Source organism: Actinosynnema mirum DSM 43827, assembly GCF_000023245.1.
Classification (GTDB): domain Bacteria; phylum Actinomycetota; class Actinomycetes; order Mycobacteriales; family Pseudonocardiaceae; genus Actinosynnema; species Actinosynnema mirum.
On the sequence record NC_013093.1, the window covers coordinates 1,557,965 to 1,580,127 of the forward strand.

Annotated in this window: 18 protein-coding genes and 1 pseudogene; 11 read left to right on the plus strand and 8 right to left on the minus strand. The window is 73.5% G+C overall.

Features of this window, described 5'->3' with window-relative positions; translation table 11 throughout:
* Window position 1 precedes the first annotated feature (1 nt).
* Window positions 2-997, plus strand: a complete 996-nt coding sequence (locus AMIR_RS07080; RefSeq protein ID WP_015800254.1) for a 1-aminocyclopropane-1-carboxylate deaminase — start codon at window positions 2-4, stop codon at window positions 995-997.
* 422 nt (window positions 998-1,419) lie between these two features.
* On the opposite strand, the gene AMIR_RS07085 is transcribed toward AMIR_RS07080, so the two are convergent.
* Window positions 1,420-6,246 carry an ATP-dependent helicase gene (locus tag AMIR_RS07085; RefSeq protein ID WP_041836624.1) on the minus strand — a complete coding sequence of 1,609 codons (4,827 nt, stop codon included), beginning with the start codon at window positions 6,244-6,246 and terminating at the stop codon, window positions 1,420-1,422.
* On the minus strand, window positions 6,237-6,440 hold the full coding sequence (locus AMIR_RS07090; protein ID WP_041836625.1) for a hypothetical protein: 204 nt from the start codon (window positions 6,438-6,440) through the stop codon (window positions 6,237-6,239). Before AMIR_RS07090 ends, AMIR_RS07085 begins: the two co-directional genes overlap by 10 nt.
* Before the next feature lie 101 nt (window positions 6,441-6,541).
* On the opposite strand from AMIR_RS07090, the gene AMIR_RS07095 reads away from it, so the two are divergent.
* Entirely contained in the window at window positions 6,542-8,515 is a 1,974-nt protein-coding gene (locus tag AMIR_RS07095; RefSeq protein ID WP_015800257.1) for an Hsp70 family protein, read from the plus strand.
* A 51-nt stretch (window positions 8,516-8,566) separates the two neighbouring features.
* A complete protein-coding gene (locus tag AMIR_RS07100) occupies window positions 8,567-9,775 on the plus strand; it encodes an MFS transporter (protein WP_015800258.1) in 1,209 nt (402 codons plus the stop codon).
* A gap of 24 nt (window positions 9,776-9,799) precedes the next feature.
* On the opposite strand, the gene AMIR_RS42625 is transcribed toward AMIR_RS07100, so the two are convergent.
* Complete coding sequence (locus AMIR_RS42625; protein WP_256373867.1) at window positions 9,800-9,925, minus strand: hypothetical protein; 126 nt, start codon at window positions 9,923-9,925, stop codon at window positions 9,800-9,802.
* 164 nt (window positions 9,926-10,089) lie between these two features.
* Between AMIR_RS42625 and AMIR_RS07105 the strand changes: the two genes are divergently transcribed.
* From AMIR_RS07105 to AMIR_RS07115, 3 genes are all read left to right on the plus strand, one after another.
* On the plus strand, window positions 10,090-10,284 hold the full coding sequence (locus AMIR_RS07105; protein WP_015800260.1) for a DUF3046 domain-containing protein: 195 nt from the start codon (window positions 10,090-10,092) through the stop codon (window positions 10,282-10,284).
* A 175-nt stretch (window positions 10,285-10,459) separates the two neighbouring features.
* Entirely contained in the window at window positions 10,460-11,503 is a 1,044-nt protein-coding gene (recA, locus tag AMIR_RS07110) for a recombinase RecA (protein WP_015800261.1), read from the plus strand.
* Window positions 11,504-11,607: 104 nt separating this feature from the next.
* Window positions 11,608-12,111: a regulatory protein RecX gene (locus tag AMIR_RS07115; RefSeq protein ID WP_015800262.1), complete on the plus strand. Its 504-nt coding sequence runs from the start codon at window positions 11,608-11,610 to the stop codon at window positions 12,109-12,111.
* 439 nt (window positions 12,112-12,550) lie between these two features.
* On the opposite strand, the gene AMIR_RS07120 is transcribed toward AMIR_RS07115, so the two are convergent.
* The 3 genes from AMIR_RS07120 to edd form a co-directional block, all read right to left on the minus strand.
* Window positions 12,551-13,243 carry a YqeB family protein gene (locus tag AMIR_RS07120; protein ID WP_015800263.1) on the minus strand — a complete coding sequence of 231 codons (693 nt, stop codon included), beginning with the start codon at window positions 13,241-13,243 and terminating at the stop codon, window positions 12,551-12,553.
* Window positions 13,244-13,548: 305 nt separating this feature from the next.
* A complete protein-coding gene (gene eda / locus AMIR_RS07125) occupies window positions 13,549-14,187 on the minus strand; it encodes a bifunctional 4-hydroxy-2-oxoglutarate aldolase/2-dehydro-3-deoxy-phosphogluconate aldolase (RefSeq protein ID WP_015800264.1) in 639 nt (212 codons plus the stop codon).
* Complete coding sequence (gene edd / locus AMIR_RS07130) at window positions 14,184-16,055, minus strand: phosphogluconate dehydratase (RefSeq protein WP_015800265.1); 1,872 nt, start codon at window positions 16,053-16,055, stop codon at window positions 14,184-14,186. The genes eda and edd overlap by 4 nt, the downstream gene beginning before the upstream one ends.
* A 225-nt stretch (window positions 16,056-16,280) precedes the next feature.
* On the opposite strand from edd, the gene AMIR_RS07135 reads away from it, so the two are divergent.
* From AMIR_RS07135 to AMIR_RS07150, 4 genes are all read left to right on the plus strand, one after another.
* Window positions 16,281-16,574 carry a hypothetical protein gene (locus AMIR_RS07135; protein WP_015800266.1) on the plus strand — a complete coding sequence of 98 codons (294 nt, stop codon included), beginning with the start codon at window positions 16,281-16,283 and terminating at the stop codon, window positions 16,572-16,574.
* 483 nt (window positions 16,575-17,057) lie between these two features.
* The gene (locus AMIR_RS07140) at window positions 17,058-17,819 is read left to right on the plus strand and encodes a hypothetical protein (protein WP_015800267.1); all 762 of its coding nucleotides are present in this window, start codon (window positions 17,058-17,060) and stop codon (window positions 17,817-17,819) included.
* A gap of 44 nt (window positions 17,820-17,863) precedes the next feature.
* Window positions 17,864-19,735, plus strand: coding sequence for a fumarate reductase/succinate dehydrogenase flavoprotein subunit (locus tag AMIR_RS07145; RefSeq protein ID WP_015800268.1), 1,872 nt, complete (start codon window positions 17,864-17,866; stop codon window positions 19,733-19,735).
* 1 nt (window position 19,736) lies between these two features.
* A complete protein-coding gene (locus AMIR_RS07150; protein WP_015800269.1) occupies window positions 19,737-20,486 on the plus strand; it encodes a succinate dehydrogenase/fumarate reductase iron-sulfur subunit in 750 nt (249 codons plus the stop codon).
* On the opposite strand, the gene AMIR_RS07155 is transcribed toward AMIR_RS07150, so the two are convergent.
* Window positions 20,438-21,292, minus strand: coding sequence for an ADP-ribosylglycohydrolase family protein (locus AMIR_RS07155; RefSeq protein ID WP_015800270.1), 855 nt, complete (start codon window positions 21,290-21,292; stop codon window positions 20,438-20,440). The two genes, AMIR_RS07150 and AMIR_RS07155, sit on opposite strands and share 49 nt — an antisense overlap.
* A gap of 33 nt (window positions 21,293-21,325) precedes the next feature.
* Complete coding sequence (locus AMIR_RS42630; RefSeq protein WP_015800271.1) at window positions 21,326-21,454, minus strand: hypothetical protein; 129 nt, start codon at window positions 21,452-21,454, stop codon at window positions 21,326-21,328.
* 286 nt (window positions 21,455-21,740) lie between these two features.
* Between AMIR_RS42630 and AMIR_RS43150 the strand changes: the two are divergent.
* Window positions 21,741-21,851, plus strand: a pseudogene (locus AMIR_RS43150) (HNH endonuclease); the annotation flags it as partial.
* Window positions 21,852-22,163 lie beyond the last annotated feature (312 nt).

A 22,163-nucleotide genomic window follows, 5' to 3' on the forward strand; every position in this document is an offset into this window, starting at 1 on the left:
CGTGGCACTGGACGACTTCAGCCGCTTCCCGCTGACCTTCGGCCCGTCGCCGGTCCACCCGCTGGAGCGCCTGACCGCGCACCTGGGCGGCGCGCGGGTGTGGGCCAAGCGCGAGGACTGCAACTCCGGCCTCGCCTACGGCGGCAACAAGACCAGGAAGCTGGAGTACCTGGTCGCCGACGCCTTGGCGCAGGGCTGCGACACCCTGGTCTCGATCGGTGGCGTGCAGTCCAACCACACCCGCCAGGTGGCCGCAGCCGCCGCGCGCGCCGGGCTGCAGTGCGTGCTGGTGCAGGAGAGCTGGGTCGACTGGCCGGACGCGGTGTACGACCGGGTCGGCAACATCCTGCTCAGCAGGCTCATGGGCGCCGACGTCCGCCTGGTCGAGGCGGGCTTCGGGATCGGCGTGAAGCCGGCGTGGGAGCAGGCAGTTGACGACGTGCGCGCACGCGGCGGCAAGCCCTACCCCATCCCCGCAGGCGCCTCGGACCACCCACTGGGCGGGCTCGGGTTCGCAGGCTGGGCGGCCGAGGTAGATCGTCAGGAGAAGGAGTTGGGCGTCCACTTCGACACGATCGTCGTCTGCTCCGTCACCGGCAGCACCCAGGCGGGCATGGTCGCGGGCTGGGCGGGCACCGGCAGGCGGATCATCGGCATCGACGGCTCAGCCAAGCCCGAGGAGACCAAGGACCAGGTCACCAGGATCGCGAAGAACACCGCGTCCCTGCTGGGCGTCGAGGTGACGGACGACGAGGTCATCCTCGACGACCGCTTTCACGAGGGCATCTACGGCGTGCCGGGCGAGTCCACCACCGAGGCCATGAAGCTGGGCGCACGCCTGGAAGGCATGATCACCGACCCGGTGTACGAGGGCAAGTCCCTGGCAGGCCTGATCGAACTGGTCACCACCGCTGAAATCCCCAAGGACTCCACCGTCCTCTACGCCCACCTAGGCGGCCAGCCAGCCCTGAACGCCTACAGCTCCCTCTTCCGCTAACCACCACCCCCTTCTCAACCTAAAACCCGCCCACATCCCAAACCGCTACCCCTGACCGCCACCGCCACTACAGCCCCACCGCCACTACAGCCCTACGGCCACCGCGGCCCTACGGCCATCCCGGCGGCCACCGCCAACCAAGCCACCACCGCCAACCAAGCCACCACCGATGACTGGCACACCTCCCGGCCAGTCCCCGCCGACGCCCCGACTGCCCTCGGGGCGTCGGCGCCACGGCACGACCAGCACCAACGCCACAGCACGCCCCAGCGATGGCTGTCCAGCACGAACCAGCGGTGGTATCCACTGTGGTCCTGGCCGCCTGGCCGCCTGGCCGCCTGGCCGCCTGGCCGCCTGGCCGCCTGGCCGCCTGGCCGCCTGGCCGCCTGGCCGCCTGGCCGCCTGGCCGCCTGGCCGCCTGGTCAGGCTCGCAGCCGAAGTCCCTTCGGAGTCGCCCGGAACCCCGCTTCCTGGAGCACACCCGCCAACTTCGAACCCAATGCCACCTCCCCATCCGCCCGCTGCACGGACAACTGCCCGAGCCACCCGTCGCGCACCGCCCGGCCCAACCCCTGCGCCGCGGCACGCAAGGGCTCGTCCTCCTCGGTGAACGACAGCAGCGACTTCCCACCCCGCTCGACGTACAGCACGGCCTCCCCGTCGACGAGCACGGCCAACGCCCCCGCCTTGCGCCCCGGCCGGTGCTTGCCGCCACCAACCTGCTCCGGCCACGACAGCGCCGCCCCGTACGGCTGCGCCGGATCCGCCGCCGCCAGCACCACGGTGGTAGGCCCGGACCCCGCCGAACCCGCCGACCGCACCGGACCGCCCCACTCCGCCGAACCGGTGAACCCCGCCGGACCGGAGAATCCAGCTGAACCGGCAGACCCCACCGAACCGGCGGACCCGGCAGACCCCACCGAACCGGCGGACCCGGCAGACCCCACCGAACCGGCGGACCCGGCAGATCCCGCCGACCAGTTCGGTTCCGGCCCCGCCCACTCCGACCCCGTCCGGTCCGGTGGGGCCGACAAAGCGCGCAGCCGGTCCACCGCGCCCCGTGCCGCGAACTGCGCCGCGCCCAGGCCCTCGACCACGTAGCCGCGCACCACCTGGCCCGACTCCTCCATCGCGCGCAGCACCCGGTACACCGCGCTGAACCCGCCGGTCACCCGCTCGGTGTCCAGCGCGCCCCTGGTCAGCACGCCGTGGCGCTCCAGGAACGCCTCCGCCCGCGCGTGCGCCCTGCGCGTCGGGTCCGGCGACGGCACCACCGCCAGCGACCAGCGGCCCGCCACCGTTGGCGGACCGGTTCGGCTGGGCATGTCCGGGCGGGTCGCGCGCATCCGGGCGTAGCGGCCCCTCGGCGTCGTGCGCTTCGGCTTGTGCGCGCCTCCGCCCGACACCAGCGCGCGCAGCGGGGCCAGGGTGTCGTTCGTGACCAGGCCCGCCCACACCAGGTCCCACAGCGCGCCGACCACCTCTTGGTCGGTCGTCGGGCCCTGCAGCGCCACCCGGTCCACCACCTGCCGGAAGAACAGCGCCCCGCCCGCCAGCGCCTCCACCACGGCCGTGTGCAGCGGCGACTCCGGCGCCGACTCCGGGACCAGGTCCGGCAGCAGCAGGTCCGCCACGTCGGTCGGGGCCAGCGCCACCCAGCCGTCGCCGCCCGCCAGCGCCCCGCACCCAGTCCAGGTCACCTCGCCCGCCGCGGTCAGCTCGTCCAGCAGCGCCGGGTGGTAGCCGGGCAACCGGGCGGGCAGCAGCAGCGACTCGACCGCGCTCGCGGGCAGCGGCGCGCCCGCCAGCTGCTCCACCACCGCGTACACGTCGTCCGCGGTCGGGGCCCCGCGCACCCGCCTGCCGACGCCGTGCCAGCCCGGCAGGAACCGGCCCAGCGCGGCGGGCTCCACCGGCTCCACCTCGGAGCGCAGCCGCGCCAGCGACGACCTGCGCAACCGCCGCAGCACCTCCGCGTCGCAGTACTCGGTGTGCGTGCCACCAGGCCGCAGCTCCCCGCGCACCAGCCGCCCCGTCGCGGCCATCCGCTCCAGCACCCCGGTCACCACGGCCACCCCGAGCCCGAACCGCTCCGCCGCCTGCCCCGCAGGGAACGGCCCGTGCGTGCGCGCGTACCGGCCCAGCAGGTCGCCGAGCGGATCGGCCACCGGCTCGGTGAACACCTCGGGCACGCCCACCGGCAGCGCGACGCCCAGCGCGTCCCGCACCCGTCCGGCGTCCTCGATCGTGATCACCCGCTCGTGGCCCGCGATCCGCACCCGGATCGCCCGCCGCGCCGCCACCAGCTCGGTCAGCCACTCCGGCCGCACGCCCCGCTCGGCGGCCTCCTCCTCGGACAGGTCGCCGAGGAACCGCAGCAGGTCGGCCGCCCCCTCGGCGTCCCGCGCGTGCCGGTCGGGCGCGAGCCGCTGCAGCGCCCGCTCGACCTCCTCCAGCACCTCCGGGTCGAGCAGCTCCCGGATCGCCTCCGACCCCAGCAGCTCCGCCAGCAGCGCCGAGTCCAGCGACAGCGCCGCCGCCCGCCGCTCGGCCAGCGGGGTGTCCGCCTCGTACAGGAACATCCCGACGTACCCGAACAGCAGGCTCCGCGCGAACGGCGACGGCGACGGCGTCTCCACCTCCACCACGCGCACCCGCCTGGCCCGCACGTCGGCCATCAGCTCCCGCAGCCCCGGCACGTCGTACACGTCCTGCAGGCACTCCCGCATCGCCTCCAGCACCACCGGGAAGCTCTCGTACTTCGAGGCGACCGACAGCAGCTGCGCCGCCCGCTGCCGCTGCTGCCACAGCGGGGTGCGCCGCCTCGGGTCGCGCCGGGGCAGCAGCAGCGAGCGGGCCGCGCACTCCCGGAACCTGGCCGCGAACAGCGCCGACCCGCCCACCTCGGCGACCACGACCTGCTCCACCTCGTCCGGGTCGAGCAGCACGTCCTCCGCGCCCGCCACGGCCTGCCCGCCCTCGGCGTCCACCGCGTCCGGCAGCCGCACCACGATCCCGTCGTCCGAGTGCGCCACCTGCGCGTCCACCCCGCGCCGCTCCCGCAGCCGCGCCCCGATCGCCAGCGCCCACGGCGCGTTGACCTGCGCCCCGAACGGCGAGTGCACCACGAGCCGCCAGTCGCCCAGCTCGTCGCGGAACCGCTCCACCAGCACCGCCCGGTCGCTCGGCACGTGCCCGGTCGCCTCGCGCTGCTCCTTCAGGTAGGTCAGCAGGTTCGCCGTGGCCCACTCGTCCAGCCCGGCCGCCGCGGCGCGCCCCACCGCCTCGGGCTCGGGCAGCGCCGACACCTCCCGCAGGAACCGCCCGAGCGCCCGCCCCAGCTCCAGCGGCCTCCCCGGCGCGTCGCCCTTCCAGAACGGCATCCGCGCGGGCTGACCGGGCGCGGGCACCACGACCACGCGGTCGTGGGTGATGTCCTCGACCCGCCACGACGAGGTGCCCAGCAGGAACGTGTCGCCCACCCGCGACTCGTAGACCATCTCCTCGTCCAGCTCGCCCACCCGCGAGCCCGGCTTGGACTCCGAGGCCGGGGTCATCACCGCGAACAGCCCCCGGTCCGGGATCGTGCCGCCGGACGTCACCGCGAGCCGCTGCGCGCCCGGCCGCCCGCGCAGCTCCCCGGTCACCCGGTCCCAGGTGATCCTCGGCCGCAGCTCGCCGAACTCCTCGCTCGGGTACCGGCCCGCGAGCATGTCCAGCACCGCCAGCAGCGCCGACTCGGGCAGCCCGGCGAACGGCGCCGCCCCGCGCACCACCCGCGCCAGGTCCTCCACCGACCACGGCTCCAGCGCGACCATCGCCACCACGTGCTGCGCCAGCACGTCGAGCGGGTTGCGCGGGTACCGCACCGCCTCGATCGCGCCGTCCCGCATCCGCTCGGCCACCACCGCGCACGACACCAGGTCGCCCCGGAACTTGGGGAACACCACCCCGCGCGACACCGCGCCCACCTGGTGCCCGGCCCGGCCGACCCGCTGCAACCCCGACGCGACCGTGGGCGGCGCCTCCACCTGCACCACCAGGTCCACCGCGCCCATGTCGATGCCCAGCTCCAGCGAGGACGTCGCCACCACGCACGGCAGCCGCCCCGACTTCAGCTCCTCCTCCACGGACGTGCGCTGCTCGCGCGACATCGACCCGTGGTGGGCGCGGGCGATCACCGGCCCCTCCTGGACCGTCACCCCCGACTGGCCGACCGCCGCCGCGGGGAACCGCGCCACCGCCGAGCCGGACCCGCCCTGACCGGCGCCTTCCCCCAACCCGTCCGCACCGGGACCGTCCGCACCGGGCCCGCCGCCCTCGGCCGCCTCGGCCGCCAGCTCGTTGAGCCGCGCCGTCAACCGCTCCGCCAGCCTGCGCGAGTTGGCGAACACGATCGTCGACCGGTGCTCCCGCACCAGCTCCAGCACCCGCTGCTCCACCGCGGGCCAGATCGACGTCCGCCGCTCACCACCCGCAGCCGACCCGCTCACCTCGCCGGTCGGCTCCCCGAGCGCCGACATGTCCTCGACCGGGACCTCGACCCGCACCTCGATCGTCTTGGCCGACTCCGGCTGCACCACCCGCACCGGCCGCCCGCCCGCGAGGAAGGCCGACACCTCCTCCACCGGCCGCACCGTCGCCGACAGCCCGATCCGCTGCGCGGGCCGCTCCAGCAGCCCGTCCAACCGCTCCAGCGACAGCGCCAGGTGCGCGCCGCGCTTCGTGCCCGCCACCGCGTGCACCTCGTCCAGGATCACCGTCCGCACCCCGCGCAACGACTCCCGCGCGGCCGAGGTGAGCACCAGGAACAGCGACTCCGGCGTGGTGACCAGCACGTCCGGCGGCTTGCGCGCGAACGCCCTGCGCACGTCGGCGGGCGTGTCCCCGGTCCGCATCCCCACCTCGATGGCGGGCTCCGGCAGCCCCAGCCTGCGCGAGGCCTGCCGGATGCCCGCGAGGGGCGCCCGCAGGTTGCGCTCCACGTCCACCGCCAGCGCCTTCAGCGGCGACACGTACAGCACCCGGCACCGCTCGCGCGGCTCGTCCGGGGGCGGTTCCTGCGCCAGCCGGTCCAGCGCCCAGAGGAACGCGGCCAGCGTCTTGCCCGACCCGGTCGGGGCGATGACCAGCGCGTTCTCCCCGGCGGCAGCGGCCTCCCACGCCCCGGCCTGCGCGGCCGTCGGCGCGGCGAAAGCACCGGCGAACCACTGCCTGGTCGCCGGTGAGAAAGCGGTCGTCACATCCACGGGGCAATCTTGACCGACCGCACCGACAGAACCGGGGCGAAGATCGTTCCGGGGGCCTTCCGCGCCGTGTCGCCGCACTTGTCGGGGGTGCCCGCCAGTTGATCACCGGAAAATCCGCCGAAGGTCATCTGACCTGCGCCGGAACCGCCCCCGCCGACACCCGGCGACCCGCCGTGGGTAAAGATGAGCCTCACTCGGCGGAGTGAATCTCACCTCGTCGGACATCTTCCCGAGACGCCACCGGCGCCCAACGCGGTGTGGGACGATCACGCCGCTTGCGGACGGAGAGGTGAACATGCGCGTCCTGTCGGTCGACCTGGGGACTTCCAACACCGTCGCGGTACTGGCCGCGCACGGCAGGCCACCGAGGGTGGTCGAGGTGGACGGCTCCGCGACCATGCCCTCCGCCATCTACTGCGAGGAGGGCGGCTCGCTCGTCGTCGGCCGCGACGCCGAGCGCAGGGCCCGCCTCGACCCGTCCCGCTTCGAGCCCAACCCGAAGCGCCGCGTCGACGAGGGCGCGCTGCTGCTCGGCGACGACGTCGTGCCGGTGACCGACGCCCTCGCCGCCGTGCTGCGCCGCGTGCTGGAGGAGACCAACCGCCAGCTGGGCGGCGAGTCGATCGACGAGATCCGGCTCACCCACCCCGCCGAGTGGGGCGCGACCAGGCGCAACGTGCTGCTGTCCAGCGCGCGGCTCGCGGGCGCGGACTGCGAGGTCCTGCTGTTCCCCGAGCCGGTCGCCGCCGCCTCGCACTACGCGTCGCTGTCCGTCGGGCAGGCGCTGGCCGTCTACGACCTCGGCGCGGGCACCTTCGACGTGGCGATCGTCGGCGCGACCCGCGACGGGTTCACCGTGCTCGCCTCCGACGGCCTGCCCGACCTGGGCGGGCTCGACGTGGACCAGGCGCTGCTGGAGCACGTCGGCCGCCAGGTCGCGCACCGCGACCCGGCGCGCTGGCAGCGGCTGCTGCGCCCGGAGAGCACCGGCGACCGGCGGGCCAGGCGCGCGCTGCAGGAGGACGTGCGGGCGGCCAAGGAGTCGCTGTCGCGGCACCCGCACACCGAGGTCCCGATGCCGGAGCCGTTCGAGGACGTGCTGGTCACCCGCGCGGACCTGGAGGCGCTGGTCCGGCCCAGTATGCTGCGCAGCGTCGAGCTGCTGGCCGCCACGATCGGCTCCACCGGCATGACGCCCGGCCAGCTCGCGGGCATCTACCTGGTCGGCGGGTCCAGCCGCATCCCGCTCGTGGCGAACATGATCTCCGAGAAGGTCGGCGTCGTCCCGACCAGCCTCGACCAGCCGGAGACGGCCGTCGCGCTCGGCGCGCACCACGTGCCCAGGGACGGGGTCGCGGCCAGGCCCGACCCGCAGCCCGCGCCGACCGGCGACTCGCCGTCGGCCACCACCGCCTTCCTGCCGCCGATGGCCCACGCGCAGGGCACGCCCGCGCAGGGGATCTCGGCGCAGGGGATCACCGCGCAGACCCCTGCGAGCAGCGGTCCGCACCAGGTCAACCCGCTGGTCAGCGGGGCGCACCAGGTCGGTCCGAGCACCGGCGGGCACCCGGTGAACCCGGCGGCCAGCGGCCCCTACGCGGTCAACCCGGCGATCAGCGGCCAGCACCCGAACCCCGCCGTGACCGCCCCGTACGGCCCGCAGCAGTTCAACTTCCCCACCCTCGCGCCGCACCGCCCCGAGCAGCGGAGAGCGGGCAACCGCAACAAGGTGCTCCTGTCGGTCGGCGGCGCGCTGGCCGCGGTGCTGCTGGTCGTGGGCGGCGTGGTCGCGCTCTCCGGGCCCGGCGTGCCGACCGCCGAGGAGTGCAAGAGCGACACCGCCAAGGACGACAAGGGCTTCACCACCTGCCTGCGCCAGCTCGCGGGCTCGGTCGCCGACACCGCCGAGTGCAAGGCGGGCGGCACGGCGGGCGTGTCCGGCGCGATCACGGTCAAGGGCTCGGTCGTCAGCTGCGCCTTCGCGGACGACTACTCGGTGCAGTACGTGCTCACCGAGACGATCACCGGCGCCGAGCGGGACGCGGGCACGGTCGTGGCCTCGCTGAAGTCCGACGTGGTCAAGGCCCGCTGGGGCGGCAACGGCCTGGAGGGCACCTACCAGGCCTCGGCCGATGGCGGGCTCGGGCTGCTGACCTTCGTCGCCGAGGGCAGGCCGCTGCTCGGGATCATCACCAAGAGCGGCAGCTCGGACCTGACGGCGGACGCGCTGGCCGACTTCTTCGAGAAGAACGTCCAGCCGGGCGCCTGACCCCCGTCCGGCCGCTACCGCGCGCCCCCGCGCGCCCGGACGATCAACCGCGTGGTCATCGCAGCGGAACCGGTGCAGCGCCGGGTGCTCAAGGTGCTGGCGGTCAGCCAGGTGCTCGGGTCCTCCGGGATCGCCACCGGGTTGGCGCTGAGCGCGCTCGTCGCCGTGTCGCTCTCGGGCGTGGAGGCGGTGGGCGGGTTCGCGCAGACCTGCGCGGTCGTGGGCGCCGCGGTGTCCGCGCTGCCCGCGGCCCGGCTGGCCCAGCGCGCGGGTCGGCGGCCGGTGCTGGTGCTCTGCTACGGCGTGGGGGCGGTGGGCGCGCTGCTCGCCGCCGTCGCCGTGGTGCTCGGGTCCTGGCAGCTGCTGCTGCCGTCGCTGGTGCTGTTCGGGGCCGCGGGCAGCGCGAACCTGGCCGCCCGGTACGCGGGCGCCGACCTGGCCGCGCCGCACGAGCGCGCCCGGTCGCTGGCGCTGGTGGTGTGGGCGGCGACGGTCGGCGCGGTGGTGGGGCCGAACCTGGCCGCGCCCACCGGTCGGGCCGTCGCCGGGCTCGGGCTGCCCGAGGGGAGCGGGGCCTACCTGACGTCGGCGGTGCTGTTCGGGGCCGCCGCGCTGGTCGTGCTGCGGTTCCTGCGGCCGGACCCGCTGGTGCTGGCGCGGGGGAGCGCCGCCGAACCGGTCGAGACCGGGCCGCGCGGTCGGGTGTGGCGGTCGCTGCCCTCCTCGGGACGGCTGGCGGTGGTCGGGATCGCGGTCAGCCACGGGGTGATGGTGGGGCTGATGGCGATGGCCCCGGTCCACGTCGGGCACGCGGGCGGGTCGTTGTCGCTGGTCGGGGTGCTGGTGAGCCTGCACGTCGCGGCCATGTACGGGCTGAGCCCGCTGGTGGGCTGGCTGGTCGACCGGTGGGGCGGCGGGGCGGTGCAGGCGCTCGGGGCGGCGCTGCTGGTGGCCGCCACCGCGCTCGTGGGCAGCGCGGCGGGGGACGACCCGGTGCGGCTGGGGATCGGGCTGGTGCTGCTCGGGCTCGGCTGGTCGGCCGGGGTGATCGCGGGGTCCGCGCTGCTCACGGAGGTCGTGGCGGGGTCGCGGCGGACGGCCGCGCAGGGGTTGTCCGACCTGTGCATGAACTGCGCGGGCGCGCTGGGCGGGGTGCTGGCCGGGCTGGTGGTGACCGCCTGGTCCTACGCCGCGCTGGGGCTGCTTGCCGGGTTCGTGGTGCTCCCGATGCTGGTGGTGGCGGTGCTGCGGGTGCGGTGAGGGGCCCGGTTCAGCGCTTGCGGCTCAGCGCTTGCGGTTCATCCAGAGGTGCCGGGCGCCGACGACGATCGCCGCCAGCAGGCCCGCGATCACGGCGATCGTGCCGATCGGGGAGGACAGGCCGGTCGGGTCGCTCTGGAGGAGGATCACGCCGTCCAGGTTAACCGCCACCGGTGCTCGGGGCGGGGGGCGCGCCGCCGACCCACGACCGTTACCGGCCTCCCGATCCAGTGATTCCAGGCGCCCTCGCCAGGGTGACGAGGGCCTCGGCTGCGGTGTCCGGGCCCCGGTTCCTGCGCGCTAGCCTGGCAGCGATGCGCAACACGGTGTTCCGGAAGCTGATGGCGGACGAGTTCGGGCAGGTCAGGTCGGAGGTGCTGGCCAGCGAGCACGTGCTGTCCGCGCTCGGCGGGCGCACCCCCGACCAGGCGTTGGACGTGGGGCTGCCCGCGAAGGAGATCTGGCTGGCGGTGTGCGACGCGTTCGACGTCCCGGAGCACCGTCGCTGACCACCGGGCGTGGCGACGACGTGGTCGAACACCTGTTCGGCTACACTCGCCAACCACAACCGGGTGATCCCAAACCCGCAGGTCACCGGGCCGCCGTCGGAAATTGTCGTACCCCGCCCGTACCGTCGGCCCCGACAACGACGAGCGACCCAAGACAAACCGAGGTGGACTCCAGATGGCACCCCAGGCACCCGACCGGGACAAGGCACTCGAACTGGCCCTGGCCCAGATCGACAAGCAGTTCGGCAAGGGCTCGGTCATGCGGCTGGGCGAGGACGGCCGCGCGCCGATCGAGGTGATCCCGACGGGCGCGATCGCGCTCGACGTGGCGCTCGGCATCGGCGGCCTGCCCCGCGGCCGGGTGGTCGAGATCTACGGTCCGGAATCCTCCGGTAAGACCACCGTGGCGCTGCACGCGGTCGCTAACGCCCAGCGCAACGGCGGCATCGCGGCGTTCATCGACGCCGAGCACGCGCTCGACCCCGACTACGCGCGCAAGCTGGGCGTCGACACCGACGCGCTGCTGGTGTCCCAGCCGGACACCGGTGAGCAGGCGCTGGAGATCGCGGACATGCTGGTGCGCTCCGGCGCGCTGGACATCCTGGTCATCGACTCGGTGGCGGCGCTGGTGCCCCGCGCCGAGATCGAGGGCGAGATGGGCGACAACCACGTCGGCCTCCAGGCCCGCCTCATGAGCCAGGCGCTGCGCAAGATCACCGGTGCGCTGAACTCCTCCGGCACCACGGCGATCTTCATCAACCAGCTGCGCGAGAAGATCGGCGTCATGTTCGGCTCGCCCGAGACCACGACCGGTGGCAAGGCGCTGAAGTTCTACGCGTCGGTGCGGCTCGACGTGCGGCGCATCGAGACCCTGAAGGACGGTGGCGAGCCCGTCGGCAACCGGACCAGGGTCAAGGTCGTGAAGAACAAGGTGGCCCCGCCGTTCAAGCAGGCCGAGTTCGACATCCTCTACGGCCACGGCATCAGCCGCGAGGGCTCGCTCATCGACATGGGCGTCGACCAGGGCATCCTGCGCAAGTCCGGCGCCTGGTACACGTACGAGGGCGACCAGCTCGGCCAGGGCAAGGAGAACGCCCGGAAGTTCCTGCGGGAGAACCCGGACGTGGCCAACGAGATCGAGAAGCGCATCAAGGAGAAGCTCGGCATCGGCGCGACGCTGGAGGCCGACGACACCGCGCCCGCTCCGGTCGACTTCTGATCGCTGTGCGGGGTGGACGAGGTGGGAGGGGCTCGGGGTGGCGTGGCCGCGAGCCCGAGCTCACCGCTGACGGGGAACCGGTCGACGAGGCGCCCGTCGACCCGGTGAAGGAGCAGCGCAGGGCGACGGACATCTGCTACGCGCTGCTCACCGCACGCGCCCGGACCAGGGTCGAGCTCCGGGACGCCCTGCTGCGCAAGGGCGTCCCGGAGGAGATCGCCGAGACGGTGCTGGGCAAGTTCGACCGCGCCGGGCTGATCGACGACGCGGCGTTCGCCGAGGTGTGGGTGCGTTCCCGGCACACCCACCAAGGTCTCGGACGGCGGGCGCTGGCGCGCGAGCTGCGCACGAAGGGCGTTCCGGACGAGGTCGCCGCCGAGGCGGTGGCCGCGGTGGACGACGAGGCGGAGCGGGAGCGGGCGCGGGAGCTGGTGCGCAAGAAGCTGCGCACCCTGGCGAACGTGGACGACACCACCAGGATTCGGCGGCTGGTGGGGGCGTTGGCGCGCAAGGGGTACGCGGAGGGGATGGCGTACGGGGTGGTGAAGGAGGAGCTGAAGGCCTACGGCGAGGAGACCGAGCTCCTCGACGACCACCTGCGGGGGTAGCGGATGCCGCGAGGGTGGCGGCTGCGGTGCGGGTGGCGACTGCCGAGTGGGTAGTGACTGCCGCGAGGGTGACGGTGACGGCTGCGGCGCGGGTAGTGACTGCCGCGTAGGTGGCGACTGCCGCGTGGGTGGGGCCGTCTGCGCTGAGCGGGATCGCCGGTGCGGGAGTGTGCGACTGCGCGGGTTCCGGGCAGGCCTCGTGCTCCGGGTAGGTCTGGTGCCTGGCGGGGCGCGGTGAAGGTCCCTGGTTGAGGAACCCGCAGGGCCAGGGCTGGCCGTGCGTGGGCTGATCAGGGGGAGCCTGACCAGCCCGGTGTGACGGGCCGGTGTGACGGGTGCCGGTGAGCCGGTGTCCGCGGGGCCGGAGCAGTGACTGCGGGTCGGGCTCGTCAGCCGGAGCGGTGTGCCCGCAGCGGGGGCCCGTGGGGTTGCCGGGTGGTCAGCGCGGGGTGGTGTGGCGCCAGAACTGGCGCTTCTTCTTGTCCTCGCGGACTGCCAGGCCCATGCGGGTGAGCTCCTCGCGGAGTTCGGCCGCGTCTTCCTGGTCCAGGTTGCGGAGGGCCTCGGCTCGGGCCTTGAAGATCTGGTCGGCGCCCTGGGGGAGTTCCGGGTTGCCCTCGATCCAGCGGCGGTAGTCGGCGCGGTGGGGGTCGCCGTCCTCCAGCCACGGGTAGCCGTGGGACTGGAAGGCGTTGGCGATGTTCTCCGCGATCAGGTCCGACTTGTCCCTGGCGAGCTCCTCCGAGTGCAGGCCGAGCAGGACCAGGTCCTTGCCGTCCAGGAAGACGCCGGAGATCTTGGTGCGGTCGAAGGTCCGGCTCTTGCCGCCCCGGTAGAACACCGCGTTGTCGTCGCGGACGGCCACCGAGAGGCGTTCGTGGGCGGCGATGAACGACACCACCAGGCCCAGCACCGCGCCGATCGCGATCACGCCGACCGTTCCCCACGGTTCGGGGACGACGTTCAGCAGGCGCAGCGGGCCGTCGAACGGGACGAACGGGAGGGAGAGGATCCACTTCGCGGCCAGCTTGAGCAGCCAGAGCCCGACCCCGCCCACTACCGGGAAACCGACCCAGATCAGGCTGACCTGCCAGGCTGGTTCGGCGACCACCGTGGTGCGACGAGTGTCCATGCTCCCCTCTCCTCCGAATGCGCGTTCAACCTACCGCGATAGGGGGTACGACCGGGACTTTGGGGCGGGACCCCCACGGAGAGTCCGGGAAACCGCGAAGAACGCGACACCTGCGGGGGAACGGGTGGAGCGGTGAATGCCGGGAGTCGTCGCTGGCGCTGAACTGTCGCTGGGAGTCAGCGGCGTGGAACGGGCGCAGGGCTCGCGGAGCGCGTGGCGGGGCGGGGCCGTGGAACGAGCGGAGCGGCGGCCCCGTGGGACCGCCGCTCCTGAGGGCGTGCGTGGTGCTCGTGCGCTGCCCGCGGTCAGCGCAGGGCTGCCGCCGCTCGGGCCAGGGACTCGATGCGGGCGTAGTCGCCCGACAGCAGGGCGTCCTTCGGGGCCAGCCACGAGCCGCCGACGCAGCCGACGTTCGGCAGGGCCAGGTAGCGCGGGGCGGTGTCCACCGTGATGCCGCCCGTCGGGCAGAAGCGCAGGCCCGGCAGGGGGCCGCCGATCGACTTCAGGTAGTCCGCGCCACCCGCCGCCTCGGCCGGGAAGAACTTGAGGGCGGTCAGGCCGCGCTCGGCCAGGCGCATGGCCTCGGAGACGGTCGCCGCGCCCGGCAGGAACGGCAGGCCCGTGTCCTCCACCGCGCCCAGCACCCGGTCCGTGCACCCCGGAGTCACCAGGAACGCCGCGCCCGCCTTCGCCGCCGCCGCCGCGTGCTCCGGCGCGGTCACCGTGCCCGCGCCGATCACGATCTCCGGCACCTCGGCGGCGACCCGCTCGATCGCCTCCAGCGCGGCCGGGGTGCGCAGGGTCAGCTCGATGACGCCGATCCCCCCGCGCAGCAGCGCCTGCGCCAGCGGCACGGCGTGCTCGGCGTCGTCCACGACGACGACCGGGACGACGGGGGACAGCGCCAGCAGATCCTGGGCCGTCGCGTGTGCTGCGGTGGTCACCGGCTCACCTCCTGGTTACTCAGCCCCACGAAGTGCGAGGCGGCGATCGGGCCGAACACGCTGGCTCCCCGGTCGGCGGGACCGACCGACCGGCGCAGCGCCGCGAACAGCTCGCGACCCGTGCCGGTCCAGGACTGCGCGTCCGGGGGGAAGTCCACCAGTTCGCGCGCGCCCAGTTCAACCGGGTCCACCACCACGTCCAACGAGCACGCCCCGGCGTCCACCCGCAGCACGTCGCCGTCGCGCACCCGCGCCAGCGGACCGCCCACCGCGGCCTCCGGCGTCACCTGGATCGCGGCCGGGATCTTGCCCGACGCGCCCGACATGCGGCCGTCGGTCACCAGCGCGACCTTGAACCCCCGGTCCATGAGCACGCCCAGCGCGGGCGTCAGCTTGTGCAGCTCCGGCATCCCGTTCGCCTGCGGACCCTGCTGCCGCACCACCACGACCACGTCGCGGTCCAGCTCGCCCGCCTTGAACGCGGTCCCGAACGCCTCCTGCGAGGTGAACACCCGCGCGGGCGCCTCCACGACCCGGTGCTCCTCGGCCACCGCCGACACCTTGATCACCGCGCGGCCCAGGTTGCCGGACAGCATCCGCAGCCCGCCGTCCGCCGAGAACGGGTCCGACGCCGGGCGCAGCACCGCCGCGTCCAGGGTCTCGGTCGGACCGTCGCGCCACACCAGCTCGCCGTCCACGAGCACCGGCTCGCGGCGGTACCGGTCAAGGCCCGGACCGGCGACCGTGCGCACGTCCCCGTGCAGCAGGCCCGCGTCCAGCAGCGTCCCCACCAGGAACTGCACGCCGCCCGCGGCCTGGAAGTGGTTGATGTCCGCGCCGCCGTTGGGGTACACCCGCGCCAGCAGCGGCACCACCGAGGACAGCTCGGCGAAGTCGTCCCAGCCCAGCTCGACGCCCGCCGCCGACGCGATCGCCACCAGGTGCATGGTGTGGTTGGTCGACCCGCCGGTGGCCAGCAGCGCGATCACGCCGTTGACCACGGACTTCACGTCGACGACGTGCCCGAGCGGGGTGAACTCCTCGCCCCGGCTCAGCGCGACCGCGCGCCGCGCCGCCTCCTCGGTCAGCGCCTTGCGCAGCGGAGTGCTCGGCGGCACGAACGTCGCGCCCGGCAGGTGCAGGCCCATGACCTCCACGACGAGCTGGTTCGAGTTCGCCGTGCCGTAGAACGTGCAGGTCCCAGGGCTGTGGTACGAGGCGGCCTCGGCTTCGAGGAGGTCCTCGCGGGTGGCCTTGCCCTCGGCGAACAGCTGCCGCACGCGGGCCTTCTCCTTGTTCGGCAGCCCCGACTCCATGGGCCCCGCGGGCACCAGGATCGCGGGCAGGTGGCCGAACGAGAGCGCGCCGATCAGCAGGCCGGGCACGATCTTGTCGCACACGCCGAGCAGCAGCGTCGAGTCGAACATGTCGTGGGAGAGCGCGATGGCCGTGGACATGGCGATGACGTCGCGGCTGTACAGCGACAGCTCCATGCCCGCGCGGCCCTGCGTGACGCCGTCGCACATCGCGGGCACGCCGCCCGCGAACTGGGCGATGCCGCCCGCCCCGCGCGCCGCCTCCTTGATCCAGGAGGGGTACTCGTCCATCGGCTGGTGCGCCGACAGCATGTCGTTGTAGGCCGACACGATGGCGACGTTGGGCTTGCGCACGGCGCGCAACGCCTGCTTGTCGCCCCCGGTGATGCCCGCGAACCCGTGGGCCAGGTTGCTGCACGCGAGGTCCCCGCGCGCTGGCCGCCCCTCAAGCGCGGCGGCGTTCACTCGTTCGAGATAGGCGGACCGGCTTGCTGCGCTCCGGGCGGCAATGCGGGCCGTCACTTCTGCGACGACGGGGTGCAGGTCGCTCATTGCTCTGCGTCTCCGGTGGGTGATCACGGGCTGTGGTGGACCCGGTGGACGACAGCGCTGGCGTCGCACGGAAGGACGTGACAGCGCACACACTAGGTGACGAGAGGGCTTGATCACAAAAACGATTCAGAATCCGGACGGACCCACACGGGTGTGTGGCCCTTGTCACAGTGCCGAAGAGCGTGCAGAGTCGGACGCCGGAACACGCCCAGGGAGGTCCCCGACATGACGTCCTCCGAGATCGCCGAACTGCGCCGCGCGGTCGGCAGGCTCCGCCAGGCCGTCGTCGCGGTGCGCGCCCGCCACGGCGACGTGCCCGCCGTGCGACGCCTGGCCAACGACGTGGAGCGGCTCGACATCGACGCCGCCGACCTGTCCGAGGCGCCCATCGCGCCACGGCCGCGCCAAGCCCCCGACGTGGAGCGGGAGGTGGTGGTCGTGCCCGACACGCCCTACGACGCCTCGCTCTGGCACGACGCGGACGACGAGGGGCTCGGCGGCTACCGGCGGCGCCGCTGACCCGGCCCGGCCCGCGGCCCCCGCGTCCTCGGCGCGGGGGCCGTTCGCGTTCCCGCAGCGGGTCGGCGGGAGTCCGGGCGGCCCGCGCGGGCGGTTCGGCGCGGGCCTTGTCCCACCCTGTGGACGGACGCCGCCCGGACGTGGCGGAAACCCCCGGAAGCGCCATATGGGACGCCCGATCCGGTCATCACCCGGATGGGGAAACGACAGGAACCGGGCGTGGAAGCAAGGTCGTCAGGTGGCCGAAAACGGCTCCAGCCGGACCGTGAGCGGCCACGCGGACAGCACCACCCGGAACGGTGACAGCGGGCGAGCCGCCGCCGGACGTCGCACCGGGCGCGCCACCACACGGGGCACGCGCGACGCCACCACGCAGGGCGCCACCGCGCAGAGCACCACCCGCACAGCGCACGACCGCACAGCGCACAACCGAACAGCCGAGCACCACCGCCGAGCACCACAACGACGTGGAGAGGTGAGGGGATGAGGGCGCGGATCGAACAGCGCACGCTCCGCACGGACCGCTGGTGGTTGCCCCCGCTGGCGACGGCGGCGGCCCTGCTGCTGATCTCCGCCTACGCGGCGGTGCGCACCTTCATGGGCGACTACTACTGGGTCGACGACTACCACTACCTGACGCCCATGTACTCGCCGTGCCTGAGCCAGGAGTGCTTACCCGAGGCCGCGCACTTCGGCAGGCCGCTGCCCGAGCTGCCCGGCTTCCTGACCCCGCCCGTGGTGATCCTGCCGTTCCTGCTGGGCTTCCGGGTCACCTGCTACTACTACCGCAAGGCCTACTACCGGGCCGCCTGGCTGTCCCCGCCCGCCTGCGCCGTCGCCGAGCCGCACGCCCGCTACACCGGCGAGACCCGGTTCCCGCTGATCGCGCAGAACCTGCACCGGTACTTCTTCCTCGCCGCGTCGGTCCTGCTGCTGGTCAACACCTACGACGCGCTCGCCGCGCTCACCACGGGCCTGGGCCTGGGCAACATCATCCTGCTGGTCAACGTGACCCTGTTGGGCGCGTACACCCTGTCCTGCCACTCGTGCAGGCACATCGCGGGCGGCAGGCTCAAGCACTTCTCCCGGCACCCCGTGCGCTACCGGATGTGGACGCTGGTCTCCAGGCTCAACGCCAGGCACATGCTCCTGGCCTGGGCGTCGCTGGTCTTCGTCTGCCTGACCGACCTCTACATCGCGCTGGTCTCGGCCGGCGTCGTCAGCGACCTCAGGTTCATCGGCTGACCTCCGGCGGGACCGGTGGGCGAAGGCAGGGAGAGGAGCGGGCGTTGCCCGAGCTGGAGAGGCACACCTTCGACGTGCTCGTGATCGGCGCGGGGGGCGCGGGACTGCGCGCCGCGATCGAGGCGAGGCAGCGCGGGGCCCGGACCGCCGTGCTGTGCAAGTCCCTGTTCGGCAAGGCGCACACCGTCATGGCCGAGGGCGGCATCGCCGCGGCCATGGGCAACGCCAACCCGAACGACAACTGGCAGGTGCACTTCCGCGACACCATGCGCGGCGGCAAGTTCCTCAACAACTGGCGCATGGCCGAGCTGCACGCCAAGGAGGCGCCGCAGCGGGTGTGGGAGCTGGAGACCTACGGCGCGCTGTTCGACCGCACCAAGGACGGCCGGATCAGCCAGCGCAACTTCGGCGGCCACGAGTACCCGCGTCTCGCGCACGTCGGCGACCGCACCGGCCTCGAACTGATCCGCAGCCTCCAGCAGAAGGTCGTCTCGCTCCAGCAGGAGGACTTCGCCGAGACCGGCGACCACGAGTCGCGGCTGAAGGTGTTCCAGGAGTTCACCGTCACCGACCTGCCGCTGGACGGCGGCCGGGTCGCGGGCGCGTTCGGCTACTGGCGCGAGAGCGGCCGGTTCACCCTGTTCGAGGCGCCCGCCGTGGTGCTGGCGACCGGCGGCATCGGCAAGTCGTTCAAGGTCACCTCGAACTCGTGGGAGTACACCGGCGACGGGCACGCGCTGGCCCTGCGCGCGGGCGCCGAGCTGGTCAACATGGAGTTCGTCCAGTTCCACCCCACCGGCATGGTCTGGCCGCCCAGCGTCAAGGGCATCCTGGTCACCGAGTCGGTGCGCGGCGACGGCGGCGTCCTGCGCAACTCCGACGGCGAGCGGTTCATGTTCGGCTACGTGCCCGAGGTGTTCAAGGACAAGTACGCCGAGGACGAGGCCGAGGGCGACCGCTGGTACACCGACCCCGACCACAACCGCCGCCCGCCCGAGCTGCTGCCCCGCGACGAGGTGGCGCGCGCGATCAACTCCGAGGTCAAGGCCGGTCGCGGCACCGAGCACGGCGGGGTGTTCCTGGACGTGTCGTCGCGGCTGCCCGCCGAGGAGATCCGGCGGCGGCTGCCGTCGATGCACCATCAGTTCAAGGAGCTGGCCGACGTCGACATCACCGCCCAGCCCATGGAGGTCGGCCCGACCTGCCACTACGTGATGGGCGGCGTGCTGGTCGACCCGGACACCGGCGCGTCGTCGGTGCCCGGCCTGTACGCGGCGGGCGAGGTGTCCGGCGGGATGCACGGCTCCAACCGGCTCGGCGGCAACTCGCTGTCGGACCTGCTGGTGTTCGGCAAGCGCGCGGGCGAGGGCGCCGCCGACTACGCGGCCGGGCTCACCACGCGGCCCAGGTGCGGCGACGAGGCGATCGCGCGGGCCCAGGAGGTCGCGCTGGCCCCGTTCGCGGGCGAGGGCGGGGAGAACCCGTACGCGCTGCACGTCGAGCTCCAGCAGGCCATGAACGACCTGGTCGGCATCATCCGCCGGGCCGGGGAGATGGAGAGCGCGCTGGAGCGGCTGGACGGGCTCAAGCGCCGCGCCGCCGCCCTCACCGTCGAGGGGCACCGGCAGTTCAACCCCGGCTGGCACCTCGCGCTGGACCTGCGGAACATGCTGCTGGTCAGCGAGTGCGTCGCCCGCGCCGCGCTGCTGCGCACCGAGAGCCGGGGCGGCCACACCCGCGACGACCACCCGCGCATGGACGCCGACTGGCGGCGCAAGGTGCTGCTGTGCAGCGCCTCCGGCGACGGCGTGGCCGTGGCCGAGCTGGCCCAGGAGCCGATCCGGGCCGACCTGCTGGCGCTGTTCGAGCGCGCCGAGCTGGAGAAGTACCTGACCGCCGAGGAGCTGGAGGGCTGACGTGGGCTACCAGGGGCACTTCCGGGTGTGGCGCGGTGACGCCTCCGGCGGCGCGATGGAGGACTTCACCGTCGAGGTCAACGAGGGCGAGGTCGTGCTCGACGTCATCCACCGGTTGCAGGCCACCCAGGCCGCCGACCTCGCCGTGCGGTGGAACTGCAAGGCGGGCAAGTGCGGCTCGTGCTCGGCCGAGGTCAACGGCAGGCCGAGGCTGCTGTGCATGACCCGCATGTCGGTGTTCGCCGAGGACGAGACCGTCACGGTGACGCCGATGCGGGCGTTCCCGGTGATCAGGGACCTGGTCACGGACGTGTCGTTCAACTACGCCAAGGCGCGCGAGGTGCCCGCGTTCCGGCCGCCCGAGGACCTGGAGCCGGGCGAGTACCGGATGGCGCAGGTGGACGTGGAGCGCTCGCAGGAGTTCCGCAAGTGCATCGAGTGCTTCCTGTGCCAGGACACCTGCCACGTGGTGCGCGACCACGAGGAGAACAAGGAGGCGTTCTCCGGGCCGAGGTTCCTGATGCGGGTCGCCGAGCTGGAGATGCACCCGCTCGACACCGCCGACCGCGTCGAGGCGGCGCGCTCCGAGCACGGCCTCGGGCTGTGCAACATCACCAAGTGCTGCACCGAGGTGTGCCCGGAGCACATCGCCATCACCGACAACGCGCTGATCCCGCTGAAGGAGCGGCTGGCCGACCGGCGCTACGACCCGCTGGTGTGGTTGGGCAACAAGCTGTTCCGCAGGTCCTGAGGCAGCGGCTCGCGGGCTTCCCGCCACTCGGGCGGGATCGGCGCGCGGACGACGCCGCCCACCATCGCGGCGGTGGTGTCCACGTCGCCGCCCGCGCGCACGCAGGCGCCGATCGCGGCGCGGTAGTCGTGCGCGTGGGTGGCGGCGATCCACAGGACGAGCGGGACGCTGGTGAGCGCGGTGGGGCGGGAGCCGTTGCCGAGGTGGTGGACGGCTTCCTGCGGCGAGCGGCCCAGGAGGGTCCTGGCCAGTGCTGCGGCGTCGCGGATCGCACCGGGCCGCAGCAGGTCCAGCACCGCCTCGAACACCGCGTCCGGGCGCGCGGCGGCGAGCGCGACGGCCACCGCGCCGTCGACGCCCTCGGGGTGCGCGTGGGTGACCTCGGCGGAGCGGGTGGCCTGCTCGACCACGGCGTCCAGGTCGTCGGCGAAGAACGCGCCGACCGGGGCGACGCGCATCGCGGCCCCGTTGCCGAGCGAACCGCCGCCGAACGCGCTGGCCGCGGCCTCGCGCCAGGGGACGCCGTCGCGGAGTTGGCGCAGGACCGTGATCGCGCCGGGGCCGTAACCCCGGTACGGGTCGCAGTGCTCGGCGAACGCGGCGGCCAGGCGGTCCTGGACGATCTCGCCCCGGTCGCGCAGCTCGGCGGTGACCAGGCAGGCCATCTGGGTGTCGTCGGTCCACGGCCACGGGGGCGGGCCTGCGGTGAGGTCGTCGGGGGAGGTGCCGGGGACGAAGAACTGGGCGCCGAAGGCGTCGCCGACGGAGAGGCCTTCGAGTGAGGTGAGGGCTTCGGGGAGGGGCATGGTGGGGGTGATGTTAGGGCTGGTGTCCGGCGCTCAGCGGGTTTCCGCGTCCGCGAGCACCGCGGACGCCGCTATCGCCGGGGAGGTGCTGACGTTGATGACCGCGCCGCCTTTTCGCAGGTCCACGGCCTGGGTGAGCAGGAGCGGGGCCAGCAGGCTCACCGCGACCTGGGCGTGCGCGGCCTCGGCGGTGATGCGGCCGAGGGGGTGGCCGAGCGTGGGGGAGGGCGCGCAGCCGGGTGGTTCGGGGGACCATTTTTGTCGATGCTTGTTGGCATGGTGACGCGCACGTGGTCGTCGTCTGGACGACTGGTCGGCAACTCAGGAGTGGGATACGTGGCCAAGAAGCCCCCCGCAGGAGAGCGTCAAGACCAAGCGCGAGGAGATCATCGCCTACTGGTCCGAGGTCGAGTGCGGACTGGCCTTCGACTGGGCCGATGCCCATGAGCTGTGCTGGTCCTGCGGGCACAAGTCCAAGGTGGAGCGGTGCCACATCATTCCTGCTGCACGCGGTGGGGCTGATCGGCCGGACAACCTCGTGCTGCTCTGCCGCCGGTGCCACCGCAAGGCGCCCAACCACGAGAACCCCGAGTACATGTGGAAGTGGCTCCGCACGAACGCCTCCCCGTTCTACGGGACCCAGTTGCTGGTGCAGGGAGTCCAGGAGTTGTCCACTTCGCTGAAGGCCGCCGCAACCCGTCGACCTACGCCTGCGTCTTCGCGGAGATCGAGAAGAAGCTCGCCGCGAAGCACGGGGTCGAACTCCCCAGCGCGCCTGCGACGCGTTCCGGGGAGATCTTCTCCGGGATGTGGCCTGCTGGGGAGCCCTGACGCAGGTCCCCCGCACGAGCCAGCGGGGTGGGCGCCGGCT

Bases quoted from the DNA above. Each gene is read 5' to 3' on its own strand.
- AMIR_RS07140 (WP_015800267.1), top strand. From the start codon at position 17,058: ATGAGGGCGCGGATCGAACAGCGCACGCTCCGCACGGACCGCTGGTGG.
- AMIR_RS07135 (WP_015800266.1), top strand. From the start codon at position 16,281: ATGACGTCCTCCGAGATCGCCGAACTGCGCCGCGCGGTCGGCAGGCTC.
- recA (WP_015800261.1), top strand. From the start codon at position 10,460: ATGGCACCCCAGGCACCCGACCGGGACAAGGCACTCGAACTGGCCCTG.
- AMIR_RS07105 (WP_015800260.1), top strand. From the start codon at position 10,090: ATGCGCAACACGGTGTTCCGGAAGCTGATGGCGGACGAGTTCGGGCAG.
- AMIR_RS07155 (WP_015800270.1), bottom strand. From the start codon at position 21,292: ATGCCCCTCCCCGAAGCCCTCACCTCACTCGAAGGCCTCTCCGTCGGC.
- edd (WP_015800265.1), bottom strand. From the start codon at position 16,055: ATGAGCGACCTGCACCCCGTCGTCGCAGAAGTGACGGCCCGCATTGCC.
- AMIR_RS07120 (WP_015800263.1), bottom strand. From the start codon at position 13,243: ATGGACACTCGTCGCACCACGGTGGTCGCCGAACCAGCCTGGCAGGTC.
- AMIR_RS07095 (WP_015800257.1), top strand. From the start codon at position 6,542: ATGCGCGTCCTGTCGGTCGACCTGGGGACTTCCAACACCGTCGCGGTA.